General features: G+C 70.6%; 13 protein-coding genes. 9 read left to right on the forward strand and 4 right to left on the reverse strand.

Annotated features, from left to right (window positions below):
- Positions 1 to 48: 48 nt before the first annotated feature.
- On the reverse strand, positions 49 to 2,760 hold the full coding sequence (locus ACFC14_RS11290) for a phosphoenolpyruvate carboxylase (protein ID WP_376104312.1): 2,712 nt from the start codon (positions 2,758 to 2,760) through the stop codon (positions 49 to 51).
- Positions 2,761 to 2,873: 113 nt separating this feature from the next.
- Between ACFC14_RS11290 and nhaA the strand changes: the two genes are divergently transcribed.
- From nhaA to ACFC14_RS11310, 4 genes are all read left to right on the forward strand, one after another.
- Entirely contained in the window at positions 2,874 to 4,043 is a 1,170-nt protein-coding gene (gene nhaA, locus ACFC14_RS11295) for a Na+/H+ antiporter NhaA (RefSeq protein WP_376104315.1), read from the forward strand.
- Positions 4,044 to 4,149: 106 nt separating this feature from the next.
- Complete coding sequence (locus tag ACFC14_RS11300) at positions 4,150 to 4,752, forward strand: MazG family protein (protein ID WP_376107171.1); 603 nt, start codon at positions 4,150 to 4,152, stop codon at positions 4,750 to 4,752.
- Positions 4,753 to 4,824: 72 nt separating this feature from the next.
- Positions 4,825 to 6,075 (forward strand): histidine--tRNA ligase, encoded by a 1,251-nt coding sequence (gene hisS / locus ACFC14_RS11305; protein WP_376107174.1) that lies wholly within the window; start codon positions 4,825 to 4,827, stop codon positions 6,073 to 6,075.
- A gap of 194 nt (positions 6,076 to 6,269) precedes the next feature.
- On the forward strand, positions 6,270 to 7,076 hold the full coding sequence (locus tag ACFC14_RS11310) for an SGNH/GDSL hydrolase family protein (protein ID WP_376104318.1): 807 nt from the start codon (positions 6,270 to 6,272) through the stop codon (positions 7,074 to 7,076).
- Here the strand turns inward: ACFC14_RS11310 and ACFC14_RS11315 are convergent.
- Positions 7,045 to 7,587, reverse strand: coding sequence for a VOC family protein (locus ACFC14_RS11315; protein WP_376104319.1), 543 nt, complete (start codon positions 7,585 to 7,587; stop codon positions 7,045 to 7,047). The two genes, ACFC14_RS11310 and ACFC14_RS11315, sit on opposite strands and share 32 nt — an antisense overlap.
- An 87-nt stretch (positions 7,588 to 7,674) precedes the next feature.
- Between ACFC14_RS11315 and ACFC14_RS11320 the strand changes: the two genes are divergently transcribed.
- Positions 7,675 to 8,469 (forward strand): helix-turn-helix domain-containing protein, encoded by a 795-nt coding sequence (locus tag ACFC14_RS11320; protein WP_376104322.1) that lies wholly within the window; start codon positions 7,675 to 7,677, stop codon positions 8,467 to 8,469.
- Between the two features lie 2 nt (positions 8,470 to 8,471).
- Here ACFC14_RS11320 and ACFC14_RS11325 read toward each other — a convergent pair whose 3' ends face one another.
- On the reverse strand, positions 8,472 to 9,701 hold the full coding sequence (locus tag ACFC14_RS11325) for an APC family permease (protein ID WP_376104323.1): 1,230 nt from the start codon (positions 9,699 to 9,701) through the stop codon (positions 8,472 to 8,474).
- 43 nt (positions 9,702 to 9,744) lie between these two features.
- Positions 9,745 to 10,215, reverse strand: a complete 471-nt coding sequence (locus tag ACFC14_RS11330; RefSeq protein WP_376104326.1) for a PaaI family thioesterase — start codon at positions 10,213 to 10,215, stop codon at positions 9,745 to 9,747.
- 108 nt (positions 10,216 to 10,323) lie between these two features.
- Here ACFC14_RS11330 and ACFC14_RS11335 point away from each other — a divergent pair, with 108 nt between their 5' ends.
- From ACFC14_RS11335 to ACFC14_RS11350, 4 genes are read left to right on the forward strand one after another with little or no spacing between them, the layout of a single operon-like run.
- Positions 10,324 to 10,722 (forward strand): GntR family transcriptional regulator, encoded by a 399-nt coding sequence (locus ACFC14_RS11335; RefSeq protein WP_136043498.1) that lies wholly within the window; start codon positions 10,324 to 10,326, stop codon positions 10,720 to 10,722.
- The gene (locus tag ACFC14_RS11340) at positions 10,719 to 11,777 is read left to right on the forward strand and encodes a DUF1648 domain-containing protein (protein ID WP_376104330.1); all 1,059 of its coding nucleotides are present in this window, start codon (positions 10,719 to 10,721) and stop codon (positions 11,775 to 11,777) included. The genes ACFC14_RS11335 and ACFC14_RS11340 overlap by 4 nt, the downstream gene beginning before the upstream one ends.
- Complete coding sequence (locus tag ACFC14_RS11345) at positions 11,774 to 12,724, forward strand: lysostaphin resistance A-like protein (RefSeq protein ID WP_376104332.1); 951 nt, start codon at positions 11,774 to 11,776, stop codon at positions 12,722 to 12,724. Before ACFC14_RS11340 ends, ACFC14_RS11345 begins: the two co-directional genes overlap by 4 nt.
- Positions 12,725 to 12,770: 46 nt before the next feature.
- Complete coding sequence (locus ACFC14_RS11350; RefSeq protein ID WP_376104335.1) at positions 12,771 to 13,430, forward strand: O-methyltransferase; 660 nt, start codon at positions 12,771 to 12,773, stop codon at positions 13,428 to 13,430.
- Positions 13,431 to 13,443 lie beyond the last annotated feature (13 nt).

A 13,443-nucleotide genomic window follows, 5' to 3' on the forward strand; every position in this document is an offset into this window, starting at 1 on the left:
AGCGGCCGGCCGAATGCGGATCGCGCACCCGGCCAGACGGCATATCGGTCACCCGGTGTTCTGCAGGCCGGCGGCGACACCGCTGACCGAGAGCAGGAGCAGGCGCTGCTGTTCGGCATCGGCGCCGGACCCGGTGGGCTCCTCGGCCGAGCGCAGTGCCCGCAGAGCGCGCAGCTGCAGCAGCGAGAGTGCGTCGACGTAGGGGCTGCGCAGCTGCACGGCACGCTGGAGAACCGGCTTGTTCTCCAGCAGGCGCTCGCCGCCGGTGAGGCGGATCACCCACTGCCGCGTGATCGCGAGTTCGTCGAGCACGAGCTGTGCCAGGTCGTCGCGGTCGCCGAGTGCCAGATACTGCCGGGCGATGCGCTCGTCGGTCTTGGCGAGGCTCATCGCGACGTTGTCGATCATGGTGCGAAGCAGCGGCCACTCGCGGTACGCCTCGATGAGCAGCTCCTCATCGCCCACGGCGTCCAGAGCGGTGCCCAGACCGAACCAGCCGGCGAGGTTGATGCGCGCCTGCGTCCACGCGAACACCCACGGGATGGCCCGCAGATCCTCGAGGGACTCGACGGACAGTCCGCGTCGAGCGGGCCGCGAGCCGAGCGCGAGCAGGCCGATCTCCTCCATCGGGGTGACCGTGGCGAACCAGGGCGCGAATCCCTCGGCCTTCACGAGCGAGAAGAAGCGCTCGCGGGAGGCGGCATCCATGATCGAGGCGACCTCGGCGTAGCGCTCGGCCGCGCGGCTGGTGCGCTGCTCCTCAGTGGGCGACGACGCGAGCAGAGTGGCGGCGGCGACCTGGTCGATGTGCCGCATCGCGATGGCCGGCTCGCCGTAGCGCGCGAAGATGACCTCACCCTGCTCGGTGAGCTTGAACCGGCCGTCGACCGAATGCGGCGGCTGGGCGAGGATCGCGGAGTTGGCGGGGCCGCCGCCGCGTCCGAGGGCGCCGCCGCGACCGTGGAAGAGCGTCAGCTCGATCTCGGACTCCTGCGCCCAGCGTGCGATCTTCTCCTGCGCCTCATACAGCGCGAGGTTCGCGGCGACGGGACCGACATCCTTCGACGAGTCCGAATACCCGAGCATGACCTCGAGGCGGTTGCCGGTGGCGGCCATGCGCTCGCGGAACTCGGGGAACGTCACGGCCTCGGCCAGGATTCCGGGCGCCGACTGGAGGTCGGCGAACGTCTCGAACAGCGGTACGACGTCGAGCACCGGTGCGTCGTCGCCGAGCGCGTACCGGGCGAGGCGGTGCACGTTGGCCAGATCCGAGGCCGCCTGAGTGAAGGAGACGACGTAGCGTCCGGCCGCCCGCAGGCCGCGGTCGCGCTGGATGTCCGCGATCGCGCGGAACACTTCCAGCACCTCCTCGGTCTGGGCGCTGATGGCTTCACCCGCGTCGAGCTCGGCCAGCGCCTTCGCGTGCACCTGCGAGTGCTGACGCACCTCGAGCTCGGTGAGGTGGAAGCCGTAGGTCTCTACCTGCCAGATCAGATGCTGCACGCCGCCGAAGGCATGGCGCTTCGCGCCGGCGGCCGCGAGCGAGGACTGCACGGTCCGCAGGTCTTCGAGCAGCTCCTCGGGGCGGGCGTAGCCCTGCGCGGAGTCTCCGCGGCGGGTCGCGGCGACGCGGCGGGAGAGGACGAGCAGCACGCGGCGGTGGGGCTCATCAGGGGAGCGGGTCGCGAGTTCGGCGGCGAGCTCCGGCTCCTCGGCGGCGAATCGCTCCCACACGGCGACGACCTCCGCGTTCGGCGGGGTGTCGTCCGCGGAGAGCGTGAGGGTCCGGCCGATGCGGTCGAGCGCACGCTCGAGCCCGCGGAGGACGTGGTCGGCAGCGATCTGCGAGGCCTCGCGTGTGACGGATGCCGTGACGAACGGGTTGCCGTCGCGGTCGCCGCCGACCCAGGAGCCGATGCGCACGAAGGCGGGCACCACCGGGGCGCTGGATCCGGATTCCTCGCCACGGAGGGCGTCGTCGATGCGGCGGTACACGTGGGGCACCGTCGTGAACAGCGTCTCGTCGAACACGCCCATCACGGTGCGGACCTCGTCCGTCGGGGAGGGCTTCTGCGACCGCAGCGGTGCGGTGCGCCAGAGCGTGTCGATCTCCTCCAGCATCCGGCGGCGGGCGCGGTGCTCCTCGGACCCTCCGGCGCTCGCCGCGTCGTGCTGGGTCAGCAGCTCGGACAGGCGGCGGATGCTCGAGGACACTGCACGGCGGCGGGCCTCGGTCGGGTGCGCGGTGAACACCGGGTGGAAGCGGAGGCCGTCCAGGCGGCGGCGGGCTTCGTCATCACCGACCTCGCTGCGCAGCCGGGCGTAGGCGGTCGCGACGGTGTCGGCCGTCTGGCCCTGGGTCCCTGAGCCCGTCGAAGGGACCGGCTGACCGGCGCGCTCGCGCAGCACCCGCACGCGCTGATGCTCCTCGGCCAGGTTCACCAGGTGGAAGTAGCAGGTGAAGGCGCGGGCGACCTCGTCGGCCCTGGCGATCGTGAACGATTCGGCGATCGCCGCGGCGCGCTCGAACGCGTCGGGCGTCTCCTCGTCGTACGCCTGGATCGTCGCGAGTCGCAGACGCTCGACGTCTTCGAAGAGACCGTCGCCGCCGGCTTCGCGCAGGACCTGCCCGAGCAGCTGCCCGAGCATCCTGACGTCGGTGCGCATCGCGTCCGGCGTGCCGCGACCGGCTTCGAATCGGCCGATCACACGGATCGCCTCGGTGTTCGTGGGCTCGGAGAAAGAGTGTGCGGGGGTCACCCTTCGAGAGTATCCCGGGCGATGGGGGTGTCCTGCACGCATGACGCCCGGAGCCGGAGGGGCAGAGCGAGACCGCGGGCACGGCGATATCCCGGCGACCTACGATGGAGGGGATGCGCATCTCAGCGAACCCCCTCCGCGGTCAGCAGTTCCCCGCCGTCCTCCTTCTCGTCGCCGCCGGCCTCGGCCTGCTGCTCGCGAACCTGCCGACGCACGACGCGTTGGCGGCGTTCCTCGACTTCCACATCGCGGTGCCGGGCACCGATCTCGACCTGTCGATCTCGCACTGGGTGTCCGACGGACTTCTCGCCGTCTTCTTCCTCGTGGTGGCCATCGAACTGCGTCACGAACTCACGCACGGCGAACTCGATTCGCCGCGCAAGGCCGTGCAACCCGCGATCGCCGCGGCCGGCGGAGTGCTCGTGCCGATCGCGGTATACCTGCTGATCGCGGGTGGCGACAGCTCCACCGCGTCGGGGTGGCCGATCCCGACCGCGACCGACATCGCCTTCGCGCTCGGCGTGCTGGCGATGTTCGGCAAGGGGCTGCCCTCGCGGGTGCGCGTCTTCCTCCTGGCCCTGGCGATCCTCGACGACATCATCGGCATCATCTTCATCGCGGTGCTTTTCGCCGACGATGTGCAGTGGCTGCAGCTGGTTCTCGCCGTCGTCGGCGTCGCCGTTTTCTGGGCGCTCAGCCGCCTCCTGCACGCGAAGGGGCACCCGCTGATCGCGGTGGCCATGGTCGTGGTCGGCCTCGTCACCTGGGGCCTCGTCGCGTCCTCCGGCATCCATGCCACGATCGCCGGCGTCCTGCTCGGGCTCGTCATGTCGCCGGTCCCCGCGGGGCGCACCCGCCACGCGCTGGAGCCGACCGTGAACGGCGTGATCCTCCCTGTCTTCGCGTTCGTCGCCGCATTCGTCGTGATCCCCGCCCTCTCGCTCACGCAGCTGTCGCCCGCGTTCTGGGCGATCGTGGTCGCACTGCCGGTCGGCAAGATCGTCGGCATCTCGCTGTTCGGCTGGATCGCGATGCGCATCCGTCCGAAGGGCGCGGAGCCCGCGCTGCCCTTCGCCGACATCCTCGCGGCCGGTGCACTCGGCGGCATCGGCTTCACGGTCTCGCTGCTCCTGGCCAACCTCGCTTTCGCGAGCGACGGCGGCATCCGTGATCAGGCGATCCTCGGTGTGCTCGTCGGCTCGCTGATCGCGCTCGTGCTCTCCGCGTTCATCGTGTCGCTGCGTGCCCGCTGGTACCGTCGGGTCGCATCCGTCTCGTCGTGAACGCGGCGCGGAACCCGGACCGATCGAAGGAGGACGCGTGAACGCGCAGCCCGAGTCTGAGTCCCGTGCCGAGGGGGAGGACCCGCTCCGTACCGCCGCCGACACCATGCACGCGGTCCGTGACCGCTGCGCGTGGTCGCAGCAGATCACGCACCGCGACCTCGTGCCGTACCTGATCGAGGAGTCGCACGAGGTGATCGATGCGGTCGAGTCGGGCACCCGCGACGACCTCCGTGAAGAGCTCGGCGATCTGCTCTGGCAGGTGCTGTTCCATGCGGCGATCGCGGCGCAGGACCCGGATGACCCGTTCGACATCGACGACGTGGCACGAACCCTGACCGAGAAGATGGTGCGACGGCACCCGCATGTCTTCGCCGGGGAGGTGGCCGAGACGCCCGAGCAGGTGCTGGTGCACTGGAACGCCGCGAAGGCCGCCGAGAAGCGCACGCGTCGCAGCGTGCTCGACGGGGTGCCGCGGGGGATGCCGGCGCTCGCGCTCGCGCAGAAGCTGGCCGGGCGTGCGGCAGGAGTCGGCGTGACGGTCGCTCCGACCGAAGCGGTGCCCCCGGCATCCGAAGCCGAGCTCGGCGATGCGCTGCTCGCGCTCGTGGCGACAGCCCGCGCCGAGGGGTGGGACGCGGAACGCGCACTGCGCGAACGGCTCCGTGTACTCGAAGACGAGGTGCGGGCGGCCGAAGCCGGCTCCTGAGGCGTCGGCGCACGGCCGAGCCGGGCGACCTGGGAAGATGGAGCCGTGGCTACTGTGAACCCGCCGCGCGGTATGCGCGACATCCTCCCCGCCGACAAGGCCCGCCGTGAGCGTGTGCTCTCCGTCATCCGCGACCGCTACCTCGCGCACGGATTCGACGAGATCGAGACGCCCGTCGTCGAGGACTACGACCGTCTGCATGCCGGGATCGGCGGCGACAACGAGAAGCTCTCGTACAACATCCTGCGGCGCGGCCTCGACGCCGACGCGATCCGCGCGGCCGCCGACGACCCGGCTGCACTCTCGGACCTCGGCCTCCGCTACGACCTCACCGTGCCGCTCGCTCGTTTCTACGCGAGCAACCGCGGACAGCTGCCCACCGTCTTCCGCTCGATCCAGATCGGTCCGGTCTGGCGTGCGGAGCGTCCGCAGAAGGGCCGCTACCGACAGTTCGTCCAGTGCGACATCGACATCATGGGCGACGACTCCGCGCGGGCCGAGGCCGAGCTGATGGTCGCGTCGCTCGACGCGGTGGACGCGCTGGGCCTCGAGGGCGCGACGGTGCGCATCAACGATCGCCGCGTGCTGGACTGGATGCTGGACAGCTTCGGTTTCACGGCAGAGGAGCGCCCGGGGGTGCTCATCACGATCGACAAGCTCGACAAGATCGGCCCCGAGGGCGTGGCGACCGAGCTGCGTGAGCGCAGTGCGTCGACTGCGGCCGCCGACGCGTTCGACGCATTCCTGCGTCGCCCGCAGACGATGGAGTACAACCCGTTCGGCGAGCGGCAGATCCGCAAGGCGCTGCCCGATGGTGCGCCGGCCGAACTCGTCGAGCACCTGGTCGGCATCGGCGAGGCGGTGGCTGCGGGGCGTGGTCAGTCCGACATCCCGCTCGTCTTCGACCCGTTCCTCGTGCGCGGCATGGGCTACTACACGGGCACGATCTTCGAGCTCGCGCACCCGTCCGTCGGGTACTCGCTCGGCGGGGGCGGGCGCTACGACGGCATGATCGGGCGTTTCCTCGGGCAGCAGGTTCCGGCGGTCGGGTTCTCGCTGGGCTTCGAGCGACTGGTCGATCTGATCGCCGATGACGACGCCGCCGCCGCGCAGGCGGTCGTGCTGATCCACGACGCCGACGTGCCGGTGCACGAGCTCGTCCGCCACAAGGCCGCGCTCATCGCCGGGGGTGCCCGGGTTCGGCTCGAGCGACGCACGAAGAACGTCAAGGCGCTGCTCGAGCGCTCGGCGGCCGACGGGTACACGGCGTTCGCGACCGTGTCCGCGGGCGCCGGTGACCTCGAGGTCAAGCCGCTCTCCTGACGCGAGCCTGTCGCGCCCGCTCCGGTGCAATCCGGTCCACCCGGTCCACCTGTCGGGAGAATGCACGGTTGTCGGGAGAATCGCCGAGGTTCCGTCCGACATCCGTGCGATCTCCCGACGAATGAACCCGGACGGACGGAAAGTCCCCGCGTCGCGTTCACGCCGCGTTCACGGTGACGGGGTGGAATCGGGGCGTGAGCCGTATCCGCACCCTCGCCGTCGTGACGCTCGCGCTCGCGGCCGTGCTCGGCGGAGCTCGTTTCGCCCTGATGCAGCAGGCTGCCATCGCGCGGAAGCGGATCGGGAAGCCGCTGGGGGAGGAGTCGCTCGATGCCGACCGCGTGTGGCGGCGCGCACTCGACGGCGAGACCCTCGATCTCCTCGTGCTCGGCGACTCCATTGCCGCGGGTCTCGGCGCGGAACACCGCAAAGAGACGCTCGGCGGTCGTCTGGCGAAGACGACGGGGCGCCGGATGCACCGTCCCGTCCGGCTGCGCACCGTCGCGGTCGTGGGGTCGGAGTCGCCCGACCTTCCCGCGCAACTCGATGCGCTCCCCGCCGACTATCGCCCGGACGTGGCCGTGATCGTCGTGGGTGGGAACGATGTCACGCACCGTCTGCCGGTGGCACTGTCGGCACAGCATCTGCACGAGGCGATCCGGCGACTGCGGGAGACCGGTACCGAGGTCGTCGTCGGCACCTGCCCCGACCTCGGTGCTCTCCGCGCCGTTCCGCAGCCGCTCCGCCGGATCGCGTCGAGCCTGTCACGCCGTCTCGCCGAGATTCAGGACGAGACGGCGCGACGGGCGGGCGCCGAGCCGGTCGATCTGCGCCGTGCGGTGGGGCCGATGTTCTTCGACGACCCCGAGGGGATGTTCAGCCTCGACCGCTTCCACCCGAGTGCTCTCGGCTATCGCCGCACCGCCGAGGCCCTGCTTCCCGCCGTATGCCGTGCGGCAGAGGTGGCGCTCAGCTCGCGCCGTCGGCGGGCGCCGCGCTGAACGAAGCAGCCCATTCGGCCACCCGTCGACTGCTCTCCTCTTCGGAGATGTCCTCGACACGGGTCATCACCGACCAGCGCACGCCGAACGGGTCGCGGATGCTTGCGAACCGGTCGCCCGAGACGAACGGCGCCGGTGCCTCGCGCACGGTGGCTCCGGCGGCGACGGCCTTCGCCACGACCGAGTCCACGTCGGAGACGTACAGGCCCATCGAGTAGCAGTCGTCATCGCCTTCGGGCGAGCGCACGAGGTGATACTCGGGGTTCGGCTCGCCGAGCTGGAGGATGCCGAGCCCGAAGTCGAGGTCTGCGTGTGCGACCACGCCGCCGAACTCGGTCAGGTCGATGACCCTGGCGCCGAACACGTCGCGGTAGAACTCGATCGCCTGTTTCGCATCGGGGATCGCCAGGAATGGTGTGAGCGAGGTCGCGCTGTTCGGGCGCCCGTCGGTCGTGTACGTCCCGGTCGCGCCGGTCATGGGGGCATCTGTCAGGGGGGTGTCGTTGCTCATGCCGCCACGCTAGGGCGGGGGGAACCCGCGCGACTTGAACATCCGCGACAACCTCCCGACGTCGGTGCCGGAGCCTACGCTGGGCGCATGGTGAACCCGACCCGAGGCGTGCTCTACCCCGCCCGCCTGCCCGAGTTCCACCGCCTTCCGGCACCGGCCGCGGTGGCGGATCTGGTGGCCTGGTTCTGGATCCCGGAGTGGGACATCGAGCCCGGTCTATCGTCGCGCCAAGAGGTCGTCGCCTATCCGGCGCTCAATCTCGTCGTCGACGCCGAGGCCGTGACACTGTCCGGGGCGACGACCCGGCTGTCCCACCGCGACCTGCGCGGAAAGAGTTGGGCCGTGGGTGCCCTGTTGCGCCCCGCCGCTGTCGCCGCCCTGATCGATGACCCCACCGCGTTGGTCGACGGCGGGCGAGCGCTGGATGCCCGGGGCGGCGATGTCGCCGAGCTGCAGGGGGCCGTGGTGGCGGCGATGGGTTCCGGAGACGGGCATCGCGATCGGGCGGTCGAGGTCTTCGCCGGGTGGCTCGCGGAGCGGGTCGGTCCGGTCGAGGAGCCGGCCCGCCAGGCCAACGCGCTCATGGAGATCCTGATGGGGGAGGGGGCCGCGCTCACCCCGGAGGAGGCGGCCGCGCGGCTCGCCGTGTCGGTCCGCACGCTTCAGCGGATGACCCACCGTCACGTCGGCCTCTCTCCGGGAGCGATGATCCGACGGCGGCGCCTCCAGGAGGCGGCCGTGCGCGTGCGGGAGCAGCCGGACGTCGACCTCGCGTCGATCGCCGCCGATCTCGGGTACGCGGATCACGCCCATCTCACGCGCGACTTCCAGGCCGTCCTCGGGCTAGCACCTCGCACGTACCGTTCGGAGTCGAGCCGCTGACCTCAGACGCGCGCGCGTCGCAGCCGCAGCATCCGGTATCCCACGCCGAGCACGACCACACCTGCTCCGATGGCGGAGGCCAGCACGGGGAGGGTTGCGACCAGCACGAGGCACCCGAGCGCGCCGACGACCTGCAGCGCGCGGGGGTGGCGGCGTGCCGATCCCTGCTGCCGGAAGGCCGACGCGTTGGCGATGAGGTAGTAGAGCAGCACTCCGAACGACGAGAAGCCGATCGCGCCGCGAAGGTCGGCGAGCAGCACGATCACGATCACGATCACGGCGATCGCGATCTCGGCGCGCTGCGGTACGTGGTGGCGCTCATCGATCTTCGCCAGGAACCTCGGGAAGTCGCTCTCCCTGGCCATCGCCAGCGTCGTGCGCCCGATGCCGGTCAGCAGCGCCAGCAGCGCGCCCAGTGATGCGGCGGCCGCCGCCACACGGATGATCGGCGCCCACGCCGAGACGCCCGCCGCGTCGAGCAGGTCGACCAGGGGCGCCGTCGATCCGATCGCATCGGCGCCGAGCACCAGGATGACCGCGACGCAGACCAGGGTGTAGACGACGACAGCTCCACCGAGGGCGAGGATGATCGCGCGCGGAATCGTCTTCGCCGGGTCGACCACCTCCTCGCCCATGGTCGCGATGCGCGCATATCCCGCGAATGCGAAGAACAGCAGCCCGGCCCCCTGCAGCACGCCGTAGACGGTGGCGTCGGGCAGCGGGCTCGGAGTGGCCGTCGGTGCGGCGGCGATCCCGAATCCGACCGCGACGGCGATCCCGAGCAGCGAGCAGACGACCAGGATGCGCGTGAGCAGAGCGGTCCGGGTCACGCCGAAGCAGTTCACGACCGCCAGTGCCGCGACCGCGATGACGGCGACGGGCACCTGCCATCCCTCGGGTGCGGCGTAGGCGGCGAAGGTCATCGCCATGGCGGCGCAGCTCGCGATCTTGCCGATGACGAAGCTCCAGCCGGCGACGAATCCCCACCACGGGCCGATCTCGGCGCGCGCGTACGCATACGTGCCACCCGCGACGGGATGCACCGCGGCGAGCTGCGCCGATGCGGTCGCGTTGCAGTACGCGACGACGGCGGCGATCGCGAGGGCGATGAGGATGCCGCTGCCGGCGGCCCCGATCGCCGGAGCCCACACGGCGAACACTCCGGCGCCGATCATGGATCCGAGGCCGATGGCGACGGCGTCTCCGAGCGTCAGTCGGCGAGCGAGGGGCATCCGTCCATGGTGACAGTTCGCGGTGAACGGCGGGTGACGGGGTTCAGCCTCGGGACGCTGTGACCCGTTTCTTCTCCCGGATGTACACCTCGCGGCGGACCTTCGCGACCACGTCGCCCTCGCGGTCCGTGATCACCGTATCGAACCACTCGAGCACCTTCGCGCCACCGCGGGCGCGCTCGCGGATCTCCTCCGCCTTCTCCTTCGACACCTCGAACTCCGCCGTCAACACCCCGCGGCCGGGCTTCAGGAACTCGATCTCCCCACGGGTATCCCACACCACGTGGTCGCGCCCGAGCTGATGCATGACGAGCATGAAGAAATACGGGTCGGTCATGGCCGACATCGACCCGCCGAACGCGGTCTTGACGTAGTTGCGGGTGAAGACGTTCACGTGCAGCTCGACGGTGGCGTGCGTCCAATCCTCACTGAAGCGGCGGATGCGGATGCCGCTGAAGAGGTTCGGGATCCAGAGGCTCATGCCGAGGGCGAGGCGGCGGGGCGTGATGCGCATCCCGCCAGTGTGGGGGAGACAGGGCCGGGGGACGAAGACGTCTGGAGGGTAGCTACAGTTGTTCTAGTTCGTATAGAATAACTAGCGATACCGGAGAAGGAGAGTCGGATGCTGATCCGCGTCGATCCCGACAGCCCCCGCGCGCTGTACGACCAGGTGGCGGCGTCCGTGCGCTCGGACATCCTCGCCGGAGTGCTCGCGCCAGGAGACCGCCTTCCCGCGGCGCGAGATGTCGCCGAGGCGCTGGAGATCAACCAGCACACCGTTCTGCACGCCTATCAAAGGCTGCGCGACGAAGGTCTCGTCGATCTGCGTCGAGGCAGGGGGGCCGTCATCGCGACCTCGGCTGCGCCGCTCGCCGAGCTCGCGCACGACATCGATGAGCTGGTGCGTCGGGCCGCAGCTCTCGGGGTGTCCGCCGACACGCTCGCCGGCATCGTCCAGGCGCATCGCCAAGCCCGCACCGTCATGAACCCGATCGAGAACCCCGAGGAGGATTCGCCATGACCGCCCACGACCTCACCCGCACGCCGCCTCCGCTGCTGCGACGTGCACGGCTGACCTTCTTCGTCGTCGCGGTGATCGCGCCGATCACGATCACTGCGATCGCCGTCGTGGTCATGCTCACGTGGCTGCCCACGATGCCGGAGCAGGTCGCGACTCACTGGGGCGTCGGCGGTGCCGACGGCTTCGGGGCTCCGTCCACCTATCTCTGGCTCCTCGTCGGGATCGGACTCGGGCTGCCGTTGCTGATGGCGATCACCACCCTCGCCTCGGTCGGCGCGCACTGGGGCGGCGCGGGACGCCTGATGGGTGCTCTGGCGGCTGGCATGTCACTCTTCGCCGCGATCATGAGCCTCGGCTCGCTCGCGATCCAGCGTGATCTCACCGATATCGCGGACGCGCCGGGCATCGGCGGGATCATGGCGCTGGCGTTCGGGGGGCTCATCGCGGCTGGGGGCATCGCCTGGGCCGTGCAACCCCGCGTGAGAGCGGAGCAGGGACGCACGCTGGAGCCCCGGCATGCCGTCCGTATCGCGAACGGTGAACGCGTCGTGTGGGTCGCCACGACGACCATGCCCCGCGGAGCGCTGGCCTTCCTCTTCATCGTGCTTCTCGGCCTCGTCGCGCTCGCCGCGCACATGCTGGGCACCGGCGTCGCGGGCGGTTGGATCGTGGCCGTGGTCGTGCTCGTCGTGGGCCTCGCACTGGCAGCGACCGCATCCTTCCGCGTCAAGGTCACTCCGGAGGGCTTCGCTGCGCGGGCTCTGTTGGGCTGGCCGCGCATCCGCATTCCGCTCGACGAGATCGAGTCCGCTCGTGCGGTGGAGATCTCGCCGTTCGGTGAGTTCGGCGGTTGGGGCTGGCGTATCTCGGTCGACGGGCGGACCGGCATCGTCATGCGGCAGGGATCCGCGATCGAGGTCAGCCGTCGGGGTCGGCGGCCCTTCATCGTCACCATCGACGGAGCCGAAGAGGCTGCAGCACTGCTCCAGGCCTATGCGGACCGTACTCGAACGCCGGGCGTGACGCCCGCAGAACCCGGAAAGGCCGACTCATGACCGAATCGACTCCACACCCCCGCGCCGTGCACTGGCCCGCCGTCATCGTCTTCGTGGTCGTCGCCTGCGCGCTGGCGTGGCTGGTGGCGCTGCCCCTCTGGCTGGGGGCCGGTCTCGCCGAGCCGATGTCCGTGTTCCTCCTGCCGATCATGATGTTCACTCCTGCCATCGCGGTGCTGGTCGTGACCTTCGCGATGGGGGTGCCCGCCCGGGGCCAGCGTGCACGCTTCCTCGGACTCTGGCCGCTGCGGCCCGCGAAGCGCGTGGTCTGGCTGATGGTCGCCGCCTGGCTCGTGCCGCCGGTGCTGGTCGGGCTCACGATCGTCGTGTCCGCGGCGCTCGGGTTCGTGCAGCTCGATCTGACCTTCGCCGGTTTCGCGGCGGAACTCGCGAAGGCACTGCCCGCGGGTGCCCCCGTGCCGCCGGTCGAGGTCGTGGTGTTCGCCCAGATCGCGATGGTTCCGCTCGGGGCGCTGTTCAACAGCATCTTCGCTTTCGGGGAGGAGATCGGATGGCGGGGCTGGCTGCTTCCGGCGTTGCGGCCGCTCGGCACCTGGCCCGCACTGATCCTCAGCGGCGCGATCTGGGGCCTGTGGCACAGCCCGATCATCCTGCTCGGCTACAACTTCGGGCGCACCGACATCACGGGCGTCCTGTTCATGGTGGGCGGCTGCGTCGCCTGGGGCGTTCTGCTCGGCTGGCTCCGACTGCGCTCCGCATCCGTCTGGCCGGCGGTGATCGCGCACGGATCGCTGAACGCCGCTGCCGGCCTCATCGTCCTGTTCGCGGCGACGCAGCCCGATCTCGCTCTCGCCGGGCCGCTCGGCGTCTCGGCATGGATCGTGGTCGCGGCGGTGGTCCTGGTGCTCGTGCTGACCGGCCAGTTCCGGAAGCAGCCCGAGCTCGCCGACGCCCCCGGTCGTCTGCTCTCGCCGCCGCGGGGCTGATGCCGCGGGGGTTGACGGCGATCCGAGGCGGCGGTTGGCTGAGGTCATGGACTCCACCCCCGCCGCCTGGTCGCAGGCCGATTCGTATCTCGCCGACACGCTCATCGGGCCCGACGCCGAGCTGGAGTCGGCTCTCGCCGCGCAGCGCGAGGCGGGGATGCCCGAGATCGAGGTCGCGCCCGTCGCGGGCAAGCTGCTGAACCTGCTCGTCCGCATCAGCGGTGCGCGACGGGTGCTCGAGATCGGCACCCTCGGCGGTTATTCGACGATCTGGCTCGCCCGGGCCGTCGGGGCCGACGGTCGAGTCGTGACCATCGAGGCGGAGGCGGATAACGCCGCCGTCGCCCGGTCCAGCATCGACGCCGCCGGTGTCGGCGACCGCGTCGACATCCGCATCGGCAGAGGTGCCGACGTGCTGCCGACCCTGGTCGGCGGGTTCGATCTGGTGTTCATCGACGCCGACAAGGAGTCCAACACCGTCTATCTCGACTGGGCCGCGAGGCTCGGTCACGCGGGCACGGTCGTCGTGCTGGACAACATCGGGCGCGAAGGCGAGATCGTCCGCGACGACAGCAGCGACCCGAAGGTGATCGGCACCCGTGACGGCCTCCGCATGCTGGGGGAGGACCCGCGCTTCGACGCCACGGCTCTGCAGACGGTCGGGGCGAAGGGTTGGGACGGCTTCGCGATCGCCGTCGTGGTCTGAGCCCGCTCCGTGC

It is taken from the genome of Microbacterium sp. NPDC055988 (assembly GCF_042269505.1).
Classification (GTDB): Bacteria; Actinomycetota; Actinomycetes; order Actinomycetales; family Microbacteriaceae; genus Microbacterium.

What these genes read in the sequence shown, in the direction of transcription:
- ACFC14_RS11345 (WP_376104332.1), top strand. Translation starts at nt 11,774, where the DNA reads ATGACCGAATCGACTCCACACCCCCGCGCCGTGCACTGGCCCGCCGTC.
- hisS (WP_376107174.1), top strand. Translation starts at nt 4,825, where the DNA reads ATGCGCGACATCCTCCCCGCCGACAAGGCCCGCCGTGAGCGTGTGCTC.
- ACFC14_RS11300 (WP_376107171.1), top strand. Translation starts at nt 4,150, where the DNA reads ATGCACGCGGTCCGTGACCGCTGCGCGTGGTCGCAGCAGATCACGCAC.
- ACFC14_RS11315 (WP_376104319.1), bottom strand. Translation starts at nt 7,587, where the DNA reads ATGAGCAACGACACCCCCCTGACAGATGCCCCCATGACCGGCGCGACC.
- ACFC14_RS11330 (WP_376104326.1), bottom strand. Translation starts at nt 10,215, where the DNA reads ATGCGCATCACGCCCCGCCGCCTCGCCCTCGGCATGAGCCTCTGGATC.
- ACFC14_RS11340 (WP_376104330.1), top strand. Translation starts at nt 10,719, where the DNA reads ATGACCGCCCACGACCTCACCCGCACGCCGCCTCCGCTGCTGCGACGT.
- ACFC14_RS11325 (WP_376104323.1), bottom strand. Translation starts at nt 9,701, where the DNA reads ATGCCCCTCGCTCGCCGACTGACGCTCGGAGACGCCGTCGCCATCGGC.
- ACFC14_RS11320 (WP_376104322.1), top strand. Translation starts at nt 7,675, where the DNA reads ATGGTGAACCCGACCCGAGGCGTGCTCTACCCCGCCCGCCTGCCCGAG.
- ACFC14_RS11350 (WP_376104335.1), top strand. Translation starts at nt 12,771, where the DNA reads ATGGACTCCACCCCCGCCGCCTGGTCGCAGGCCGATTCGTATCTCGCC.
- ACFC14_RS11335 (WP_136043498.1), top strand. Translation starts at nt 10,324, where the DNA reads ATGCTGATCCGCGTCGATCCCGACAGCCCCCGCGCGCTGTACGACCAG.
- nhaA (WP_376104315.1), top strand. Translation starts at nt 2,874, where the DNA reads ATGCGCATCTCAGCGAACCCCCTCCGCGGTCAGCAGTTCCCCGCCGTC.